Origin of the sequence: Mesorhizobium sp. M7A.F.Ca.MR.245.00.0.0 (assembly GCF_003997415.1) — a bacterium.
Lineage (GTDB): Bacteria > Pseudomonadota > Alphaproteobacteria > Rhizobiales > Rhizobiaceae > Mesorhizobium.
The window spans coordinates 46,652-67,338 of the sequence record NZ_RZTE01000032.1 but is presented as its reverse complement, the minus strand read 5'-3'; the positions used below and the strand labels follow the sequence as shown (position 1 = coordinate 67,338).

Sequence of the window (20,687 nt, the reverse complement as noted above, 5' to 3'; positions counted from 1 at the left end):
GTTGCGGGATTTCCATCGCAGTTTGAGCACTGATTCGATAGCCGACCACGCCCTTTCCCGATAACTTGGTCCTCTCCCCGGAAAAGCACAATCTCATATAGCTGGAAGACATGCTGCCCGACGACTATGCAGAGTGGGTCAAACCACGTCCACCTCCTCCCCATCTGAGAGCAAACCGACCGGCGCTTTCCTCAAGCTGATCAAATGCAGGCGCGCCGAATCATCGCACCGCGCGGGCGCAAAGCGGCTGGAATGCTTGGACCGCTTCAAATGCCCGCACTCAATCGCTTTTCCGGACCTTCGCGTAACGACAGTTCGGTTCGAGCCATGATAGGCTTTGCGCCTCGAGAATGGTGGCGTCATCGCGCGGCGAACGGCCTTCTTGCGTATCCGGCGAAGGGTGACAAAGTGGGCAGTCGAACTTTTTGAGAGGGTGACGATGGCGTGAGGGGCGCTGATGGCAAGCGCAGGCGCTTTGCTCGACACAACACGGCCGCCCCTCAGGCGATGTATCTTAGTGCCAGCGGGGTAGTTGGAGCGTTAGCATGCCTGGTCATCGGGCAAGTTTCCGTTCACTTGAACCCGGCGGGTGCTCCCGCAATAGCGGGTTGGCGATGCATATTCTCGCCATCGTGATTGTGTTCGCTGTGCGCGAACCGTTCCGTTTGCCATCTTGCAGCACTTCTCGCCCGCTCGCCAAGATGATTGCCGTTGGCTGCGTCCTCATTCTCGCAGCCGCTCTTTATGTCATCGCGCTGGCAGACTTCCCCCACAGGGTTGATGGAGATGCAGCGGCGCAGGCGAACAACGCAATGGAATTTTTGGGCGCTTCGCCGCCACCCATTGTGGGTGTGGGCTGGTTTGGCCGCGCGAATCTCTACTACTTCCTTGTCTCGATAGCATTGGCCATGTTCGGCCCCACGCTGTTCGGCATGCGCATTTTCGGCGCAATCGGAGGTTATCCTCGCGGTACTTTTTTCCTTTCTATTTGCGCGATCAGTGATTGGCTTCCGCTACGCAATCCTCGCGTCGGGTCGAAATCTTGGAGGTGGCGTGGCCAGGCCATTGTGCACCGCTTTCACACGACAGCTGCTTAGAGTCTCGGATCACCGCTCCAGGCAGATCGCCACGCCTTGGCCGCCGCCGATGCAAAGTGAGGCCAGGCCTTTGCGGGCCTTGCGCCTCGTCATCTCGTGGAGCAGCGTCACTACGATGCGGCAGCCGGACCCGGCCAACGGATGGCCGAGCGCGATGGCGCCGCCGCTGATGTTGATGATCTCCTCGTTCCAGCCCATCTCGCGATTGACCGCGATGGCCTGTGCGGCGAAGGCTTCGTTGATCTCCATGGCCTCGAGGTCGGCCGCCTGCCAGCCGGCCTTCTCCAGCGCAAGGCGTGAGGCAGCGACTGGTCCCAACCCCATGTCCATCGGCTCGACCCCCGCCGAAGCATAGGACGCGATGCGGGCGAGGGGCTTTAGCCCGAGTTCGTCCATCCGTGTTTCCGACATCACAAGTACGGCTGCCGCACCATCGTTGAGGCCGGAGGCGTTACCGGCCGTGATCGTCCCCGCCGGATCGAAGACCGGCTTCAGCCGGCCAAGTCCTTCGAGGGTGGTCGAGGGGTTTGGATGCTCGTCACGGTCGATGACGACATCACCCTGCCTTGTCTTTACCGAGACAGGGACAATCTCATCGTCGAACCTTCCCGAGCGGATAGCGGCGTCGGCCTTCTCCTGCGAACGCAACGCGAAACGGTCCTGCTCATCGCGCGTGATCTGGCAACGCTGCGCCAGGGACTCGACCGTGACGCCCATATGGACCTGATGGAAGGCGTCCCACAGCCCGTCGGTGATCATCGAATCCTTGACGATCTGGTCGCCCATGCGCACGCCGCCGCGAATGCCTGGAATAAAATGCGGCGCGGACGTCATCGAATCCTGGCCGCCGGCGATGATGCAATCGGCGTCGCCGCAGCGAATGGCCTGCGCGGCAAGATGAATCGATTTCTGGCCAGCGCCGCACACCTTGTTGATCGTCATCGCGGGTACGCTGACCGGCAGGCCGGCCCTGAGCGATGCCTGTCTTGCCGGGTTCTGCCCGGCGCCGCCGGTCAGCACCTGGCCCATGATCACCTCGCTGACGGCTTCAGGCGCAAGCCCGGTTTCGGCCAGCATCGCTTGAATCAGCCGCCCACCCAGTTCCGCGGCGGAGAGGCCGGCGAGCGCGCCGTTGAGCTTGCCGATCGGCGTGCGTTTGGCGGCGACGATGTACACTGCATCCTGCAATTTCCTGTCCTCCATTGGTGCGGCACAGAGGGCGTGTTCGCCGCTTGACATTCTGGTTATAACCAATAATCTGAAAGTGACTTGCAGACAAGATGACGGCTTCGCGCCGGCCTGCATTCCGGGAGGAAATTCATGTCATCCGTGCTTTGGACGCCGGCGCCGGCCGCGTTCCAATTCTCGAATCTTGCGCGCTTCGCGACAGCCAACGGCTTCAGCCCGCATGACTACGAGACGATGCATCGCTGGTCGATCAGTGACCTTGGCGCGTTCTGGCGGGCGGTGTGGGACTTTGCCGGTGTGACCGGCGATCCGGGCACGCGATCTTTCCTGCGCGACGACCAGGCGCCGATGACGCGGAGCCAATTCTTTCCCGACGCATCGCTTAATCTCGCGGAGAATCTGTCGCGGGGCGACGATGATCGGGTCGCGGTCATCGAGGCCGACGAGAGCGGCCATTTCCGCACCGTCACCCTCTGTGAGTTGCGCGGGCGCGTCGCCAGGATAGCGCATGGCCTGCGCGCGGCCGGCGTGGCGAGGGGCGACAGCGTCGGTGGTATCCTGCCCAATCGTGTCGAAGGTCTCGTGGCGCTTCTGGCGACGCTTTCGGTCGGCGCCGTCTGGTCGTCTTGCTCGCCGGATTTCGGCGCTGCGGCGATCGTCGACCGCCTCGGCCAGATCGGCGTGAAGGTGTTGTTTGCAACACCGCGCTACCGCTATGCGGGCAAGAAGCACGACATCTCCGATCGGTTGGCCGAGATCGTTGCGGCGATGCCGACGGTGACCACGCTGGTGCTGACCGACGAGCCGCGCGCAGAGGCGGACTGCGCGGCGACCTGTCTCGCCTTCGACGATTTCGGCAGCGACGGTGCGCTGAAGTTCGAACGCGTGCCCTTCGATCATCCGGCCTATGTGCTCTACACCTCGGGCACCACGGGCGCGCCAAAGGCGATCGTCCATCGCACCGGGGGCGTGCTGCTCCAACATCTGAAGGAGCATCTGCTGCATGGCGACGTCCGCCCCGGCGACGTGATGAGCTGGTACACCAACACGGCCTGGATGATGTACCATTGGTTGATCTCGGGCCTCGCCTGCGGCGCGGCTGTTGTGCTCTATGACGGCGCGCCGATCCTGAAGACCGCTGATGGCCTCGACGCCAGCCCGCTGTGGACAATGGCGGAGCGCGCACGCGTCACCCATTTCGGCACCAGCCCGAAATATCTGGCGACACTTGCCGCCGAAGGCTACGCGCCTGGGCGCTTGCACGACCTGTCATCGCTGCGCTCGCTGCTTTCGGCCGGCGCGCCGGTCTCTCCCGGCCAGTTCGACTGGGTCTACGAGAATGTGAAGCACGACATGATCTTCGCCTCGATCTCGGGCGGCACCGAGATCATCGGCTGTTTCCTGCTCGGTTCGCCGCTCCACGCCGTTCGCCGTGGCGAACTGACGGTGAAGGGGCTTGGCCTTGCGGTGGCGGTGATGGACGAGCGTAACGCGCCGGTCATCGGCCGGCAGGGCGATCTCGTCTGCACCGAACCGTTCCCGTCCATGCCGCTGACCTTCTGGGGCAAGGACGGCGACGCGCGCTACCACGCCACCTATTTCGCCGCACGCCGGGAAATCTGGACGCATGGCGATGTCGCCGAGGTGAGCCTGCATGGCTCGGGGATCATCCATGGCCGCTCGGACACGACGTTGAAGCCCGGCGGCGTGCGCATCGGCACGGCCGAAATCTACGCCGTCTGCGAAACCTTTGCCGAGATCGAGGATTGCCTGGTGTTCGGCGCGCCGGTCGAAGGCGATGAGGAGATCGTGCTTTGCGTCAAGCTCAGCGACGGTTTTGAGCTGACGCCTGAGTTCGCTGGGCAGATCCGCCGCGCCATTCGTGCGGGCGCATCGCCGCGCCACGTGCCGCACCGCATCCATGCGGTGCAGGCCGTGCCCTACACGCTCAACGGCAAGAGGGTGGAAGGGGCCGCCCGCACCACACTCGAGGGCAAGCCGGTGAAGAATATGGCTTCGCTCGCCAATCCCGCATGCCTCGAGGAATACCGCGCGCTCGACCGGAGCAAGGCGGCATGATCCGGGCCAAGGGAGCGATCGTCGGCATCGGCGAATTGAAACCGCAACGCCTGACCAGCGGCGTGGCGACGCTGGAGATGATCGCCGAGGTCTCCCGTCTGGCCGTGCTCGATGCCGGGCTGGAGCCGGCGGCGATCGATGGGCTGCTGGTCGGGCCGCAGGTCGGCGAGACGCCGCAGCATGTTCCGGCGACCGTCGCTGAGTATCTCGGGCTGGCGCCGGCCATGGCCAATGTCGTCGACCTCGGCGGCGCTTCGGGTGCCGGCATGGTCTGGCGCGCAGCGGCGGCGATCGAGGCCGGCATGTGCGAGACAGTGCTGTGCGTCCTCGCCAACAACCGCGAAGAGGTTGCACCGCGATCGCCCAACCGCAATCCGATCCGCGAGTTCGACGTGCCGTTCGGCGCTTCGGGCGCCAATATCTCCTACGCGCTGCTGATGCAGGCGCATATGGCGGCGCATGGCTCGACCGCCAGGGATTTCGCGCTGATTGCCGCGGCGGCACGGGCCAACGCACAGCTCAACCCAGACGCGATCTTCTTCGGCAAGCCGGCGGATGTGGAGATGGTGCTGGCCTCGCCGATGATCTCTTCGCCGCTGCATCTCTATGAAATCGTCATGCCAGTCGCCGGCGGCGAGGCAGTTGTCGTCACCTCGGCCGAGCGCGCGCGTTCGCTGCGCAAGCGTCCCGTGCATTTGCTGGGGGCCGGCGAGAAGGTCACGCATCGCGCGGTCAGCCAGGCGCCCTGCCTCACCTCCGGTCCGCTGAAGAGCGCCATGGCGCGGGCCTTCGCGCAGTCCGGCACCAGGGCCGATGACATGGATCTCCTGTCGCTCTACGACTGCTACACGATCATGGTCGCCACGACGATCGAGGACGCCGGTCTCTGTGCGCCGGGCCAGTTTGGCGCGTGGCTGCGCGACCACGATCTTTCGCACCAAGGCGACAAGCCGCTCAACACGCATGGCGGCCAGCTCGGCTTCGGCCAGCCCGACCTTGCCGGCGGCATGACGCATGTCGTCGAGGCGGTGCGTCAACTGCGCGGCGAGGCGGGCGAACGCCAGATCGGCAAGGCCGAGCTCGCGCTGGTCACCGGCAATGGCGCGACGATGAGCGAGGCGACCGCGCTCGTGCTGGGAGCCGCCTGATGTCCGTCGATCTCAGTGCACTCAAGACCCCCGGTCCGACGATCACCACGCTGACCCAGCCGTTCTGGGACGCGGCGGCGCAAGGGCAGCTTAAAATCCAGCACTGCGAGGACTGCGGCAAGGCCGTGTTCTATCCGCGCCCGATGTGCCCGCATTGCTGGGGCAAGCGCCTGGTCTGGAAAGAGGCGTCGGGCAAGGGCCGACTGAAATCCTTTTCGCAAGTGGGCAAGCCGGGCCATCCCGGCTGGCTGCCGGCCGCTCCCTATGTGGTCGGGCTGGTCGAATTGGCCGAAGGCCCGACCATGCTGAGCTTCATCCTGACCGGCGCGCAGCCACCACACGTCGGAGACGCGCTGCTGCTCGCACCGACAGCCATCGGCGGTCGCGTGCTGCCAGCCTTCAAATCAGTGGAAACCGCAACAGAGGAGAAGCCGCAATGAGCACCGAGACGAAAGATGGCTGGGTAGGTGTGGTCAAGGGTCGTCCGGAAGTCGGCGCCTTGGCCGAGCGCACGCGCCGCACGCGCGCCAGCGATATCGAGGCCTTCACCGACATCACCGGCGACCGCAATCCGCTGCACTATGACCGCGCGCTGGCCGAGAAATCGGTGTTCGGCAAATTGATCGTCCAGGGCGGCGTCACCTCAGGCATCCTCAATGCGCTGGTCGCCGAAGACCTGCCTGGACCAGGGACCGTGTTCCTTGAAGTCGCCTGGAAGTTCGTCAAGGCCGTAGGCGTTGACGAGGAGATCACCGGACGCGTCGAGGTCAAAGAGGTGCGCCCTGACAAGCCGATCTGCAAGATCGAGACATCAGTGCGCAACGGCCAGGGCGAGCTTTGTCTCACCGGCACGGCCACGGTGTTCACCGTTCCGCTGCTAGGCGCGTGAGTGCGGTGGACGACAGCCGTCCTGGCATGGCGGCCGACAGCGAACGCTGGCGCGTGCTGTCGCTGCTTTGCCTGGCTGTCGTTCTGTCGCTGACCACCTGGTTTTCGGCGACCGCCATCCTGCCCGAGCTGAAGCAGGAACTGGCTATCGGTTCTGGCGCCGAGGCGTGGCTGACCAACGGCGTCCAGGTCGGCTTCGTGATCGGCGCGCTGGCGGCGAGCCTGGTCAACCTTCCCGACCTGGTGCGGCTCAGCCGCCTTATGGCCGCCGCAGCTTTTGTTGCCGCGCTCGCCAATGCCAGTTTGCTGTTTCATCCCGACCCGGGCGGTGCCATCGCCGCGCGCATCGTCACCGGCGCAGCACTTGCCGGGGTCTATCCGCCGGCGTTGAAGCTGGTCGCAACCTGGTTCACGCGCGACAGGGGGCTGGCGCTCGGCGCGGTCATTGGCGCGCTGACCATTGGCTCGGCACTGCCACATCTCTTCCGCGCCGCCTTGAGCGCGCTCGACTGGCGGCCGGTGGTCGCCGCAGCCAGCCTGGCGACGGCGATCGGCGCACTGCTGTTCCTGCAGTTCGCCAGGGAAGGGCCTTATCCCTTCGGCAAGGCGGTGTTCGAGCCGTCGCGCATCGGCCAGGTGTTTCGCGAAAAGCCGCTGCTGCTCGCCAATCTCGGCTATCTCGGACACATGTGGGAACTCTATGCCATGTGGGCGTGGCTGCTTGCCTATACGCGTGCCGCCTTCGAGGCGCAGGCCGTTGGGACGACGGCAGCCGCGTCGCTATCGACCTTCTTCATCATTGCGTCCGGAATTCTCGGCTGCCTGCTCGGAGGCTATCTGTCGGACCGGATCGGCCGAACGGCGACCACAGCCGGCATGATGATCGTCTCGGGAAGCTGCGCACTGCTCATGGGCTTCCTGTTCACAGGGCCGCTCTGGCTGTTCATGCTGGTTGCCATCGTCTGGGGCATTTCGGTGGTCGGCGATTCCGCGCAGTTTTCAGCTGCCGTCACCGAGCTTGCCGACCGCCGCTTCGTCGGCACGGCGCTGTCGGTGCAGCTCGGCGCCGGCTTCGCGCTGACGGTGCTGGCCATCTGGTTGACGCCGCGCTTCGCCGACCTTGTCGGCGGCTGGCGCTGGGCCTTCCTGCTGCTGGTTCCCGGGCCGCTTCTTGGAGCCGTGGCCATGCTGTGGTTGCGAAACTTGCCGGAGAGCGTGAATATGGCTGGCGGGCTCCGTTAGGGAGGACGCTGCCGCTTCTTGAGTCGCGGCAAATCATTTTGCGGCGGGAGCGAAATGGAACAAACGACCAGAATGCGTGGGCGTCCTCGCTACGACCAGGAAGATGCCGGAGCGGCCGAGGCGTTCCGCTCGATCGGCTCCAAGGTCGAGCTCAACCGCGACGAGGCGGCACCGCTGTGGGTGCAATTGCGCAACCAGGTCGAGGAAGCCATCAACACCGGTCTGCTGGCGGCCAATTCGCGCATCCCTTCCGAGCAGGCGCTGTGCGACTTCTTCGGCGTCTCGCGTCCGGTCGTGCGTGCCGCGATCGGCTCGCTGTCCAGCGAAGGCCGCATCATCAAGATGCCGCGCAAGGGCATGTTCGTCGCCGCACCGCGCGAGCATGTCGACTTCATGACCGCCAATCTCGGCGTGTTCGACGACCTGACGGCGAAGGGCCACAAGGTCTCGACGCGCACGCTCGAAATCTACCGGTGCCCGCCGAGCGAGAAAGAGTCCAAAGTCTTCGGCATTCCCGCCAATGGCAGCGTGGTCCGCATCAGCCGCGTCTACATGACCGACGGCGCGCCGATCACCATGACACGCATCAGCCTGCCGGGGCACAGGGTGCCGGGGCTTGAAAACATCCTTTCGGAAAACCAGTCGATTTTCGGCACCATCCGCGCGGTGTTCGGCCTGACGGTGAAGCGCGCCGACCGTTGGCTGCGCGCGGCATTGCCCACCAAGGAAGAGGCCGAGGAGATGGGCGTCGCCGCCAACACACCGCTGATCGAAATCGAGTCGATCGCCTATGATGCCGACGGTGCGGCGCTCGAATATTACGAGGCCTTCTACAACTCTTCCGTCGCCCGCATCCACATGGCGGTCGAGCAGCCGTCGGCGACAGTGAACGGCGTCGATCGCACCTGAATATGATCCGTCAAAACATTCTGTTTTCTGGTTATAACCAGATTGACGAACCCGGGAAGCTTCTGTAACGTCCTTGCCATGGGTCGGGAGGAGCCTGACCCCTAACGCATTATCAGGATCGATCGGCTTGCGACGCCACGTTGGTGTCGAGGGGAAGGTTTTGCCCGCGTTCAAGCCTCGCCTGATGGAGGATTAGCATGGACTACCGGTCGCAATTCGACCTGACGGGCGAGGTTGCCGTCGTCACCGGCGGTGCCAGCGGCATCGGTCTGGAGGCCGCCAAGGCGCTCGGCACCTGCGGCGCGCGCATCGTCCTGCTCGACATGAATATGCAAGGCCTGGATGCAGCCGCCGAGGCGCTTAAGGGGGCCGGTGTCGCCAGCGTCGATGGCCGCGTGCTCGACGTCACCGATCCACGTGCCGTCGAGGCGATAGCCGCCCGGATCGTCAGCGATTTCGGCCAGGTCGACATACTGGTCAACAGCGCCGGCATCGCCCGCCTCAACACCGCGCTCGACACATCCGACGAGGAATGGCGCCAGGTGATGGATGTCAACGTCAACGGCGTCTACTGGGCCTCGCGTGCCTTCGGCCGCTCCATGGTCGCCCGCAAGAAGGGCTCGATCGTCAATCTCGGCTCGATGTCGGGCCTGATCATCAACCGTCCGCAGACCGCGCCCTCCTACATGGTGAGCAAGGGCGCCGTGCACATGATGACCAAGGCGCTTGCCGTCGAATGGGCAAAATCAGGTGTGCGCGTCAACGCGCTCGCGCCAGGTTATGTCGGGACGGAGATGACGCTGAAAATGCGCGAGCGCCCCGAACTCTTCAACACCTGGATCGACATGACGCCGATGGGCCGGCTCGGCGAGCCGCACGAGATCGCTTCGGCGATCCTGTTTCTCGCCTCGCCGGCGTCGAGCTACGTCACCGGCGCGATCCTGTCGATCGATGGCGGCTACACGGCCTGGTGACGGGCCGAGCAAGGATTGGAATATCGCATGATCGTTTCGGACCTAGAGGCACGCCAGGCAATCATCGACGCCTGCCTCGAGATGAATGCGCTGGGCATCAATCAGGGTACGTCAGGCAATGTCAGCCGGCGCCATGGCGAAGGCATGCTGATCTCGCCGACCAGCACGCCTTACGAGACACTGGTGCCCGAGGACATCGTCTTCATGGCCTGGGACGGCGAGGTCGACGGGCGCCTGCCGCCCTCGAGCGAATGGCGCTTCCATCTCGACATCATGAAGGCGCGGCCCGAGGTCAACGCGGTCGTCCACGCGCATCCGACCTACTGCACGACCATCGCCATCATGGGCCGGAAGATACCGGCGATCCACTACATGGTCGCGGTCGCCGGCGGCAGCGACATTCGCTGTGCGCCCTACGCCACCTTCGGCACGGCGGAGCTCTCGGCGCATGCGGTGGAGGCGCTGCGCGACCGCAAGGCCTGCCTGCTTGCACAGCACGGCATGATTTCGGTCGGCTCCAGCCTCAGCCAGGCGATGTGGCTGGCGGTCGAGGTGGAAACGCTGGCGCGCCAGTATCACGGCGCCCTTCAGATCGGCGAGCCGCCGATCCTGTCCGAGGAAGAGATCGAAAACGTCATCAGCCGCATGGCCAGCTACGGCCTGCGCGACAAGGAGGCTGCTGCCTGAGCGGCGGTCATCTGACAGAATCCTCCGGGAAGGTCCGGAGCGATCAACAAGGGAGGAAATGAAATGACCGGATCAATGAAAGGCCTCGTCAAAGCGCTCGCTTTGGGGTTGGCGGCGGCTTGCAGCCTGGCTGCCATCTCGAGCGTGAGTGCCGAGGAACTGTCGCTGAAGGGCAAGCGCATCGGCGTTTCCGCCATCGGCACGGACCATTACTGGGACCTGATGGCGTTTCGCGGCATCCAGGACCGCGTGAAGGAGCTCGGCGGCGAAGTCATCGCGCTCGATGCCGGCCGCAAGGACCAGCAGCAAATCGCGCAGCTGCAGACGCTGATCGCGCAGAAGCCCGACGCCATCATCGAGCAGCTCGGCAACCTCGAAGTGCTGAACCCGTGGCTGCAGAAGATCCGCGACGCCGGCATCCCGCTGTTCACCGTCGACACCGCGACGCCGCACGCGATCAACAACACCACGTCCAACAACTACAATATCGGCGCCGAGATCGCTCTGCAGATGGTCGCCGACATGGGCGGAAAGGGCAATGTGCTGGTCTTCAACGGCTTCTACAGCGTGCCGGTCTGCAAGATCCGCTACGACCAGCTGAAATATGTGCTGACCTCGTTCCCCGATGTGAAGATCGTCGAGCCGGAACTGCGCGACGTCATCCCGAACACCGTGCAGAGCGCCTATTCCAACGTCACCGACATGCTGACCAAATCGCCCGAGAAGGGCTCGATCGGCGCGGTCTGGGCCTGCTGGGACGTGCCGCAGATCGGCGCCACGCAGGCGGTCGAAGCCGCCGGCCGCAACGAGGTCAAGACCTACGGCATCGACGGCAGCCCGGAAGTCATCAAGATGGTGATGGATCCGAAGTCGTCCGCCGGTGCCGTGGCAGCGCAGCAGCCCTATGAAATCGGCAAGACATCGGTCGACAATGCCGCCAGATATCTTGCCGGCCAGAAGGTCGCGCCCTTCACCTTCGTGCCCGCGGTGCTGATCAACAAGGAAAATGCCGCCGAAAAGGGAAAGCCGTTCCTCGACGCGGCCGAGAAGGCTGGCGTTAAATAGGCTGAGCGAAACGGCGGGCGGGCATCCAGCGAAATGGCTGCCCGCCACCATCAACCAGGATTGACGGCCATGCAGACAGCAAAGCGTGAAATTGCTGTATCGATGAGCAATATATCGAAGCGGTTCGGTCCGGTGCGAGCGCTGGAGAACGCGAACCTCGAGATCGTGCGCGGTTCGATCCTCGGCCTTGTCGGCCAGAACGGCGCCGGCAAGTCGACGATCATCAAGGTGCTGGCCGGTATCATCAAACCGGACAGCGGCACTATTGTCATCAATGGCGAGACCGTTACCGCCCTTTCGCCGGCATCGGTCGAAAAACTCGGCGTGCATTTCATCCATCAGGACAGGCTGCTGGTGCCGACCGCAACCGTCGGCGAGGCGGTGTTCCTCGGCCACGAAATCGGCTTCGGCCCCTTCGTCAGCCGCCGCGCCATGGAGCGCAAGGCAGCCGATCTGTTGCAGCGGTTCTTCGGCATGGAATTGCCGGCGGGAACCCTGGTCAAGGACCTGACGACGGCACAGCAAAAAGTGGTGCAGATCACGCGGGCGCTGGCGCAGAAAGCCTCGGTGCTGGTGCTCGACGAACCGACGGCGGCCCTGGTCAAGCGCGAGGTGGACAGCCTGTTCGACGTGCTGCGGCGGCTGCGCGACGACGGCATCGCGGTGGTCTTCATTTCCCACTACATGCAGGAAATCGAGAAGCTCTGCGACCGCGTCACCGTGATGCGCAATGGCACCGACGTCGGCATGGTCGACCCGCGCGAGACATCGATCGATGAGATCATCTCGATGATGATCGCCCGCGATGTCGGCGAGATGTTTCCCAAGCGTTCCGTCGTCTTGGGCGCGCCGGTGCTCGAAGTCGCCAATCTGCGTCTCGGCGGCGGTTTCGAAAACATCGGCTTCAACATTCGCGCCGGCGAGATCGTCGGCCTCACCGGCCTGCTCGGATCCGGCGCCAAGGAAATCGTGCAGTGCCTGTTCGGCCTCAAGACCGCCGAGGGCGGCTCGATCAAGGTCGAGGGCAAGGCGCTGTCGCTGTCGACGCCGGTCAAGGCGGTGCGCAGCGGCATCGCCATGCTGCCCGAGGATCGCCGCGCCCATGGCGTGGCGCTCGGCCTGTCGGTTCGCGAGAATGTTTCGCTGGCCAGCCTGCGCCGCTATTCGAGAAACGGTCTGGTCAGCCGCGGCAACGAGAACCAGGCGGTCGATGGGCTGATCAAGGAGCTGTCGATCAAGACGCCGCATCGCGATGCGCTGGTGCGCGAACTCTCCGGGGGCAACCAGCAGAAGGTGGCGATCGCCAAGTGGCTCAGCTGTCAGTCGCGGGTCTATGTGCTGGACGAGCCGACGGTGGCCGTCGATGTCGGCGCCAAGGTCGAGATTTACAATCTGTTGAGCCGGCTGGCGGGCGAGGGTGCGGCGATCCTGCTTCTATCGTCCGACCTGCTCGAGCTGGTCGGCGTCTGCGACCGCGTGCTGGTCGTCTATCGCGGCCGGCTTGCCGGCACCTTCTCCGGCCCGTCAATGAACAGCGACGCGCTGCTCGCGGCCTCGTCAGGCGCCCGCTCGAATGCTGATGGGTTGGCGGCATGAGCGCGACAACTCTCCACACCGAGGCCGGCGCGTCCGACGAAACCCGCGCCACCGGCAAAAGTGCTGGCCGGCGCTTCGCCACCATCGTCGTGCGTCTCGGCGCGATTGCCGCCTTTGCTGCGATCATGGCCTATTTCGTCGTCTTCGCGCCGGGCTTCACCTCGACCTTCAACCTCATCAACGTGGTCGAGCAGTCGGCGATCCTGGGCGTACTCGCCTATGGCATGACGACCGTCATCATCGGCGGCGGCTCCGATGTCACCGAAGGCGGTATCGACCTGTCGATCGCCGCCAATATGGGGCTGTGCGCCGCCGTCTACGCGACGCTGTTGTCGATGGGCTATGGCGACTTCCTGTCGGTCCTCGCGGCCATCGCCGTCGGCATGGCCGTCGGGGCGCTGAACGCCCTTGCCGTGGTCGGTCTCGGCATCCTGCCGCTGCTGGCGACGCTTGCCGTGCTCAACGTCGCCGCCGGCATGGAACTCACGCTTACCCAGAACACTGTCGTCGGCGCATCCTCCCCGCTGCTCGGCTTCCTGGTCTCGGGGAGCTTCCTCGGCATCTCGGCGCTCGCCTGGGCGCTGATCGTGTTCTCCGCGATCATCATCGCAATCATCCATGTCACGGCATTCGGGCTGCGGCTCTACGCGGTCGGCGGGCACCCCGAGGCTGCACGAGCGGCCGGTCTCAGCGTGCCGTTCTACGTGTCCTTCACCTATGTGCTGAGCGGCTTCTGCGCGGCGGTGGCGAGCATACTCACCGTTTCGCGGCTCTCGGCCAGCACGCCCGGCTCCGGCGAACTGCTTTTGTCGGTGCTGGCGGCCGCCCTGCTCGGCACTGTCTTCTCCCGCCGCTTCGTGCCGACCATGGGCGGCACGCTGCTCAGCGTGTTGTTCATCGGCCTGCTCGCCAACGGCTTCCAACTGCTCAACGTTTCAAGTTACTGGGTAAACGGCGTGCAGGGCGCGCTGATCCTGCTGGTGGTGGCCATCACATCCTTTGCCCGCGGCTCGGAGGGTTCACGATGAGCAACTCGGCCAATGACCGCGCCAAGATGGGCCTGCGCGCCTTCCTTGCCAAATACAGCATGCTCATCGCTTTCGCGGCGATCGTCATCTTCTTCGCGGTGGCGAGCCCGACCTTTCTGACGCCGGCGAACCTCTTCAACGTGCTGGTCAACAACGTCGTCATGCTGGCGATCGTGGCGCTCGGGCTCACCATTGTCATCTCGTCCGGCGGCATCGATCTGTCCATCGGCGTGTCCGTCGACATGGCAAGCATGGTCTTCGTCATGCTGCTCGCCGCCGGCTATGGCGGGGTGGTCGGCGTCGGCGGCGGGCTGGGTGCCGCGCTGGTCGTCGGCATCCTCAACGCAATTCTCATCACCAGGCTCAACATCAGCCCGTTCCTGGCGACGCTTGGCGTGCTGTTCATCGGCCAGAGCACGCAGCAGCTTGCCACCAGCGGCGGCCAGCCGATCTACCTCACCAGCGGCTATGCCGGCGACCAGTTCAACGCCATCGCCCGCACCGCTCTGTTCGGCGTGCCGACACCGGTGATCGTGCTGATCTTATCAGCCATCGCGGTCCACGTGCTGCTGCACCGCTCCGTTTTCGGCCGCTATGTGCAGGCGATGGGCGCGCAGCCCGGCGTCGCCTGGTATTCCGGCATCCGCGTGCCGCGCGAATTGTCGATGGTGCATGTGCTTTGTGCGCTGCTGGCGGGCGTGACCGGCATCCTGCTGTCGGCGACGGTGAAGTCCTACGTGCCCCTGTCGGGCAACGCCTTCCTGCTCGACGCCATCGGCGCCACCTTCATAGGCACGACGCTCAGCCGCGAGCGCAAGCCCTCGGTGGTCGGCACGCTGCTCGGCGTGCTGTTGCTTGCCATCGTCAAGAACGGGCTGCTGCTCGTCGGCTGGAATTTTTACTGGCAGTAGGTCGGCATCGGCGTGCTGGTCTTCCTGGTGCTGGCCGTGAGCTTCGGCCTGCGCCGCGCCACCCATTGAGTTCGAAAGGTCAAGTCAGCCATGCCACAATTCGACATCAGCTCGATCGGCTTCTATGTCCTCGACATTCTGGGACGCCCGGTTTCGCGCATCCCCGAAGGTGGCCGCGCCGACTATATCGAGGAGATCCGCATGACCGTCGCCGGCACGGCCGGTGCGACCGGCATGGACTGCGCCATCCTTGGCCTGAAGACGCGGGCCGTCACCACGCTCGGCACCGACGACATGGGCGACTGGTTCCTCGCCAAGCTCAAGGAATATGGCCTCGAGTGCGGCCTGGTACGCCGCGACGGCAGCCTCCAGACGTCCTCCACCATCCTGCCAGTGCGGCCGAATGGCGAGCGGCCGGCATTGCATGTGCCGGGCACAGCCACTTTGTTCGAGGTCGCCGATGCCGATCTTGATGCCGCACTCGACGCCACCGTCGTCCATGTCGGCGGCACCGGCCTGCTGAAGCGCTTCGACGGCGAGCCCACCGTCAGGCTGCTGAGGCGGGCCAAGGAGCTTGGCCGCGTCACCACCTTCGATCTCATCCAGGCGACGCCGGAAACGTGGCGGCTGGTCGAACCGTGCCTGCCCTATATCGACTATTTCGTGCCGAGCATCGACGAGGCCGGCGAGATGGCGCATGACCGCGATCCGGCCCGCGTCGCAGCCTTCTTCAAGGCCAGGGGCGTGAAGAACTGCATCCTCACGCTTGGCGCCGACGGCGTCCATGTCTCGCCCGAGCATGGCGAGGATTTTCATCTGCCGGCCTTCGAGGTCGAGGTCTTCGACACCACGGGCTGCGGCGACTCCTTCACCGCGGGCATCATCGTCGGCATCGTCAAGGGTTGGGACCTCAAGCAATCCGCGCGTTTTGCGAGCGCCGTCGCCGCCAAGGTGGCGATGGGACTCGGTTCCGACGGCAAACTCGTTTCATTCGACGACACGGTGGCGGCGATGAACTCGCTCCCCGTCAAGACATCAAAGGTGGAAGCAGCATGACCATTCTTCCTGAGGCCAAGGGCAAGACGGCCCTCGTCACCGGCGCGAGCCGCGGTATCGGCAGAGCGCTCGCGAAGGGGCTCTCCGAAGCGGGTTTCGATGTTGCCATCACCGATTTGCCGTCGCAGGCGGCGGAACTCGACGTGACCAGGGGCGAGATCGAGGCGGCCGGCCGCAAGGCCTATGTCTACACGATGGATGTCAGCAAGAAAAAGGAGATCGAAGCGACGGCGCAGGCGTTGCTTAAGGCCGCTGGCAGCATCGACGTGCTGGTCAACAATGCCGGCATCCTGAAGCCCAGCCTGCTCCAGGACCTCGACGAGGCCAACTGGGACGCGCATTTCGATATCAACGCCAAGGGCGTGCTGATGATGTGCCAAGCGGTGCTGCCGCATATGCGCGCCAAGAAATCGGGCCGGGTGATCAACATCGCCTCGATCGCCGGCCGCCAAGGCGTGCCGACGCAGGGCCACTACGCGGCGACTAAGGCGGTGGTGATTACGCTCACCCGCGTGCTCGCACAGGAAGTCGGCATGGACGGCGTCACCGTCAATGCGATTTGCCCTGGCATCATCCTGACCGAGATGGGCAAGAACAATCTGGGCAGCGAGGCCGCGATCCGCCACTGGGAAGAGGTCGCGGCGCTGAAGCGTCTTGGCGCGCCAGAGGATGTCGTCGGGCCGGTACTGTTCTTCGCTTCGGACCTGTCGGCGTTCGTCACCGGACAATCGCTCAATGTCGACGGTGGCATCTACTACCACTGATCCTCGCAGGGCTGGCCTACGTGGTCGCCATGCCGGCCCTGGCGTGACGCCAACGAGACTATGTTGATGTAAGGTCGGTTTTCTGCCCAGATCATCCTGGAAGCTGCCAGTCCGCTCCACGGCCCAAAGGCGTCGGACCGCAATGCGCCTCATTGCAGCCGTTCCGCTGATCCGCGCCATCCTCCAAAAGCGGACGTCGATTGTTTCAATGCACGGACAAGTGTGGAAACTTGTTCATACGAGATCTCTTGGTTGTCCAAAATCTGTGGGATGTGCCGCAGAGACCTCTTGCCACGGCAACGCGTCAGCCTTTGGGTCGGTTTAACGCAACAATGTCCTCTACATCCTGGCGGCTACGCGCGAAGCGCTTCAGCACTAGCGGGTCGTGTCCAGGAACAATGTGAGCGGGGGAACTGGCGAGTTGTTTCATACGCTCGACCCCGAAGATCACATCGCTCAGCCGGTCGAAGACGGGAAAAGGCTTTTCGCGTTCCATGTTGGCGTAGAAATGGGCCGCGTCGGACGCGATCACGACCGCGCCATTGTCGGTTTCCACCCGCACCACCTGCAATCCGCGCGAGTGGCCGCCAACCTTGTGGAGCGTTATGCCGGGCGCGATCTGCGACTCCGGGTCATGAAAGCAGATCTTCCCCGCATACAGTCGCCGCACCATGGTGGTGACGTCTTCGGCCTCGAAGGGATGACGCATCGCATGGTGGCACATGCAGCGGCCGGTCGCGAATTCCATTTCGGCGTCCTGAAGGTGGAAGGTCGCGTTCGGGAACAGGCGATGGTTCCCGCAATGGTCGTAATGCATGTGGGAGATGATGACGTCGCTGACATCCGCATGATTGATGCCGATTGCCGCCAGGCCGTCATCGACGGGTCTGACGACGCTGCGGCCCCGTCTGTCGCCGGTCGGCTTGTCGAAGCCGGTGTCGACGATGAAGGTGCGCTTCTGCCCGACGATCGCCCAGACGAAGTAGTCCAGCGGCATGGGAACGTCATGCGTATCGCCGCCTAGGAAATTCTCGCCCGAGCGGCGCTCGAAATGACCGTAGCGAACGGCATGGATTTCATAACGTTCGGAGTCACCCATGATCAGCTCGCTTTGGCGACATCTGGGGTCTGGGCTGAGCCGACCTCCACATGCGCCCATGTCTCAACCGTTTTGACCATACAGGTAAAATCGGAGTCCGGCCCGTAGAGCTGGTTCGTTACGCTCAGCAACTGGCGCACGGCACTGCCCACCACCATGGGTACGCCCATTGCCTCCGCCTCGTCCACGCACAGCCGGACATCCTTGAAGGACAGGCCTGTGGCGAAACCGAAATCGAAGGTGCGCGGCAGGACGGATTTTGGGAACTTGTCCTCGGTGGCGCTGTTGCGGCCGCTCGAGGCGTTGATGACGTCGATCATCACCTTGGGATCGAGGCCTGCCTTGACGCCCATTACGACCGCTTCGGAGGAGATCGCAAGTGCCGCCGCTGCAAGCAGGTTGTTGGCAAGCTTCATGGTCTGGGCGGAGCCCTGAACCTCGCCCATGAAGAATATCCGGCCGAAATTCTCGATCACCGGGCTCGCCGTTTCAAACGCAGCCTTCGGCCCCGACACCATGACGGCGAGCGTGCCGTTGCGCGCGCCCTTCAATCCACCACTGACGGGCGCGTCGATCATGGCGATGCTCCTGGCTGAAAGGCCTTCGGCAACCTTGGCGGCCATTCGCGGACCCGTCGTCGAGATATCGACGAAGATGCGAACCGCCTTGCCCTCGGCGATACCGCCTTCGCCGAGCACGACCTTTTCCAGGATCTGCGGGCTGGGCAGGCTGGCAAAAACGATCTCCGCAATATCGGCGACATCGCGCGCGCCGGCGGCGGCTTTCGCGCCCGCGTTAGTCAATTCCGCCACGGCTTTGCTGTCGACGTCGTAGACCGTCACTTCGTAACCAGCCTTGATGAGACGGGTCGCCATCGGCGTGCCCATTTTTCCGATGCCAACAAAGCCGATTTTCAGGGTCGACATGATCGCTCTCTCCTCTTTCAGGGCCGATGCCCATGCAATGGTGTTTGGTCTCGATCTCCTGGATCGCATTCTGTCAGGTCGTTTCCACCGTGGGTATTTCGAGCGCCTGGCTTGTACGCGGCACAAGAAGTTCCGCTATGTCCACGGCCTTCAATCTGTCGGCCACGCCGAGCGCATCGATCGCGGCGGTGTACATCACCTTGTCCTTCGGGCAGGCGACGACGAAGTACGCGACGTCGCCCAGGCTCAGCGCTTCACGGATACGATTCTCACTCGGACGCTCGGTCACGCCGTCGTCGCCCTGCCAGATGCGGCCGCCGCCGGCGCCGCAGCAAAAGGAATTCTCGCGGCAGCGCGGCATGTCATGAAGCGTGTAGCCGGCGGCGCGGATCAGATCGCGCGGCGCATCGAAGCCACCATTGTAGCGTCCAAGATAGCAGGGATCATGATAGGTGACCCTGGCGCCATCGGCGACATGCAGGTCGAGTTTTCCCGCCCCGATGAGTTCCGCCAGCAGCGCCGTATAATGCAGCACCTCGAACGCCGCGCCGAAATGCTGATAGTCGTTCTTCAGCGCATTCAGGCTATGCGGATCGGTGGTCATGATTCGGTTGAAGCTGCACGCCTTGATCTCATCGATGTTGGACTGCGCGAGCGTTTCGAACAGACCTTCTTCGCCGGCACGCCGCACATCATTGCCGCTGTTGCGCTCGGCATCGAAAAGAATGCCGAAGTCGACCCCGGCTGCGGTCAGCAGTTCGGCAACCTTGCGGGTGATTTCCTGAACGCGCGGATCGTAGGAGGCGTAGTCCCCGACGAACCATAGAACGTCGACGGGTTCCTCGCGTGCATCCTTGACCGGAAAGCCGAGCTCCCTGGTCCAGCGGGCTCGCATCTTGGAAGGCTTGCCCATGGAATTGCCGAGACGGGTCAGGTTCGATAACGCCTCCTGCAGACCGGGGCCGACACGGCCTTCGTCGACCAGATGACGGCGCATGTCGATGATCTTGGGTAGATGCTCGATCTCGACCGGGCATGCCTCCATGCAGGCACGGCAGGTGGTGCAAGCCCACAGCGTCTCCTCGGAAATCACACCGCCGACCAGCGGGGCCGCCGAAGATCCCGCGGCAAGCGCGTCGCGCATGTCGGTGATCAGCAACTTCGGGCTGAGCGGCAGACCGGCCGCATAGGCTGGGCAGACCGCCTGGCAACGGCCGCATTCGGTGCAGGACAGAAGGTCGAGCTGCTGTTTCCAGTCGAACTGTCCCAGGCTGTCGATGCCCGGAGCCTCGCGTGCTTCCGGGACCGCGGGCGCCAGGCCGCGCGGTTCGAGGCTGCGGAAGTAGATATTGGGCGCGGCAAGAAACATGTGCCGGTGTTTCGAACCGGGGATATAGACAAGGAACGCCAGAATGGCGCCGACGTGAGCCCAGTAGAACAGCTCTTCGCCCTGATGTGCCGGTATGCCGGCACGATTGAGCAATCCAGCCAGCGCCGATGCGACCGGCCGCCACGAGCCGTCTGCGCCACCGGCTATGCGTGCCGCCGCCTCAAGCAACAGGGACGCCACGATCAGGACGATCAACACATAGATGATTGCCGCATCACTGCCGCTCGAGCCGTCGAAGCGGGCAGGCCGCAGCACGTAACGCTGATAGAGCGCAAGTCCGACGCCGACCAGCATCAGCACCGAAAAGATATCCTGCAGAGCGGCAATCCAGGTTTGGCCACCGATGGGCGCAAGTGAGAACCCTGGAAACAGCCGCGAGCCGAAGGCATCGATCGTGGCGGTGAACAGCACGAAGAACGAAATGAAGATGATTGCGTGAAGCACGCCGGAAAGCGGCTTGCGGAGCATTTTCCGGTGCATGCCGATGGCGACCATCACGCCCTGGAGGCGCAGCATCGGGCGGTCGAAGCGGGCCGCTGCCGGTGCATTGGCAAGAGCAAACGCGTAACGGCGCGAGCGCCAAGCCGTCAACGCGAGTGCTGTGATGACCAGGGTCCAGAGTGGCAGGGTCGATGCCATC

General features: G+C 64.0%; 19 protein-coding genes. 15 read left to right on the top strand and 4 right to left on the bottom strand.

What is annotated here, in order from left to right; translation table 11 throughout:
- The first annotated feature begins 614 nt into the window (after positions 1 to 614).
- Positions 615 to 1,097, top strand: a complete 483-nt coding sequence (locus tag EOB80_RS25720) for a hypothetical protein (RefSeq protein WP_127330601.1) — start codon at positions 615 to 617, stop codon at positions 1,095 to 1,097.
- 9 nt (positions 1,098 to 1,106) lie between these two features.
- On the opposite strand, the gene EOB80_RS25715 is transcribed toward EOB80_RS25720, so the two are convergent.
- Complete coding sequence (locus tag EOB80_RS25715; RefSeq protein WP_164762721.1) at positions 1,107 to 2,285, bottom strand: acetyl-CoA C-acetyltransferase; 1,179 nt, start codon at positions 2,283 to 2,285, stop codon at positions 1,107 to 1,109.
- Positions 2,286 to 2,417: 132 nt separating this feature from the next.
- Between EOB80_RS25715 and EOB80_RS25710 the strand changes: the two genes are divergently transcribed.
- From EOB80_RS25710 to EOB80_RS25645, 14 genes are all read left to right on the top strand, one after another.
- A complete protein-coding gene (locus EOB80_RS25710) occupies positions 2,418 to 4,364 on the top strand; it encodes an acetoacetate--CoA ligase (protein ID WP_127330597.1) in 1,947 nt (648 codons plus the stop codon).
- Positions 4,361 to 5,512 carry a thiolase family protein gene (locus tag EOB80_RS25705; RefSeq protein ID WP_127330595.1) on the top strand — a complete coding sequence of 384 codons (1,152 nt, stop codon included), beginning with the start codon at positions 4,361 to 4,363 and terminating at the stop codon, positions 5,510 to 5,512. The genes EOB80_RS25710 and EOB80_RS25705 overlap by 4 nt, the downstream gene beginning before the upstream one ends.
- Positions 5,512 to 5,952, top strand: coding sequence for a zinc ribbon domain-containing protein (locus tag EOB80_RS25700; protein ID WP_127330593.1), 441 nt, complete (start codon positions 5,512 to 5,514; stop codon positions 5,950 to 5,952). Before EOB80_RS25705 ends, EOB80_RS25700 begins: the two co-directional genes overlap by 1 nt.
- Positions 5,949 to 6,401 (top strand): MaoC family dehydratase, encoded by a 453-nt coding sequence (locus EOB80_RS25695; protein WP_127330591.1) that lies wholly within the window; start codon positions 5,949 to 5,951, stop codon positions 6,399 to 6,401. Before EOB80_RS25700 ends, EOB80_RS25695 begins: the two co-directional genes overlap by 4 nt.
- Before the next feature lie 5 nt (positions 6,402 to 6,406).
- Positions 6,407 to 7,642: an MFS transporter gene (locus EOB80_RS25690; RefSeq protein ID WP_245466443.1), complete on the top strand. Its 1,236-nt coding sequence runs from the start codon at positions 6,407 to 6,409 to the stop codon at positions 7,640 to 7,642.
- Between the two features lie 72 nt (positions 7,643 to 7,714).
- Entirely contained in the window at positions 7,715 to 8,551 is an 837-nt protein-coding gene (locus EOB80_RS25685; RefSeq protein WP_127330589.1) for a GntR family transcriptional regulator, read from the top strand.
- Between the two features lie 197 nt (positions 8,552 to 8,748).
- A complete protein-coding gene (locus EOB80_RS25680; RefSeq protein WP_127330587.1) occupies positions 8,749 to 9,525 on the top strand; it encodes a glucose 1-dehydrogenase in 777 nt (258 codons plus the stop codon).
- Between the two features lie 27 nt (positions 9,526 to 9,552).
- A complete protein-coding gene (locus EOB80_RS25675; protein WP_127330585.1) occupies positions 9,553 to 10,212 on the top strand; it encodes an L-fuculose-phosphate aldolase in 660 nt (219 codons plus the stop codon).
- 63 nt (positions 10,213 to 10,275) lie between these two features.
- Positions 10,276 to 11,277, top strand: a complete 1,002-nt coding sequence (locus tag EOB80_RS25670; protein WP_027035479.1) for a sugar ABC transporter substrate-binding protein — start codon at positions 10,276 to 10,278, stop codon at positions 11,275 to 11,277.
- 69 nt (positions 11,278 to 11,346) lie between these two features.
- Positions 11,347 to 12,873: a sugar ABC transporter ATP-binding protein gene (locus EOB80_RS25665; protein WP_164762720.1), complete on the top strand. Its 1,527-nt coding sequence runs from the start codon at positions 11,347 to 11,349 to the stop codon at positions 12,871 to 12,873.
- Positions 12,870 to 13,901: an ABC transporter permease gene (locus EOB80_RS25660; RefSeq protein ID WP_127330583.1), complete on the top strand. Its 1,032-nt coding sequence runs from the start codon at positions 12,870 to 12,872 to the stop codon at positions 13,899 to 13,901. Before EOB80_RS25665 ends, EOB80_RS25660 begins: the two co-directional genes overlap by 4 nt.
- Positions 13,898 to 14,812 carry an ABC transporter permease gene (locus EOB80_RS25655; RefSeq protein ID WP_245466442.1) on the top strand — a complete coding sequence of 305 codons (915 nt, stop codon included), beginning with the start codon at positions 13,898 to 13,900 and terminating at the stop codon, positions 14,810 to 14,812. Before EOB80_RS25660 ends, EOB80_RS25655 begins: the two co-directional genes overlap by 4 nt.
- 90 nt (positions 14,813 to 14,902) lie before the next feature.
- Positions 14,903 to 15,868, top strand: a complete 966-nt coding sequence (locus EOB80_RS25650) for a sugar kinase (RefSeq protein WP_127330581.1) — start codon at positions 14,903 to 14,905, stop codon at positions 15,866 to 15,868.
- Positions 15,865 to 16,632: an SDR family NAD(P)-dependent oxidoreductase gene (locus EOB80_RS25645; RefSeq protein ID WP_127330579.1), complete on the top strand. Its 768-nt coding sequence runs from the start codon at positions 15,865 to 15,867 to the stop codon at positions 16,630 to 16,632. The genes EOB80_RS25650 and EOB80_RS25645 overlap by 4 nt, the downstream gene beginning before the upstream one ends.
- A gap of 304 nt (positions 16,633 to 16,936) precedes the next feature.
- On the opposite strand, the gene EOB80_RS25640 is transcribed toward EOB80_RS25645, so the two are convergent.
- The 3 genes from EOB80_RS25640 to EOB80_RS25630 all read right to left on the bottom strand — a co-directional run bounded on the left by EOB80_RS25640 (position 16,937) and on the right by EOB80_RS25630 (position 20,686).
- The gene (locus tag EOB80_RS25640; protein ID WP_245466441.1) at positions 16,937 to 17,629 is read right to left on the bottom strand and encodes an N-acyl homoserine lactonase family protein; all 693 of its coding nucleotides are present in this window, start codon (positions 17,627 to 17,629) and stop codon (positions 16,937 to 16,939) included.
- Between the two features lie 104 nt (positions 17,630 to 17,733).
- Positions 17,734 to 18,657: an NAD(P)-dependent oxidoreductase gene (locus EOB80_RS25635; protein WP_127330577.1), complete on the bottom strand. Its 924-nt coding sequence runs from the start codon at positions 18,655 to 18,657 to the stop codon at positions 17,734 to 17,736.
- A gap of 73 nt (positions 18,658 to 18,730) precedes the next feature.
- Positions 18,731 to 20,686 carry a (Fe-S)-binding protein gene (locus EOB80_RS25630; RefSeq protein WP_127330575.1) on the bottom strand — a complete coding sequence of 652 codons (1,956 nt, stop codon included), beginning with the start codon at positions 20,684 to 20,686 and terminating at the stop codon, positions 18,731 to 18,733.
- Between the last annotated feature and the right edge of the window lies 1 nt (position 20,687).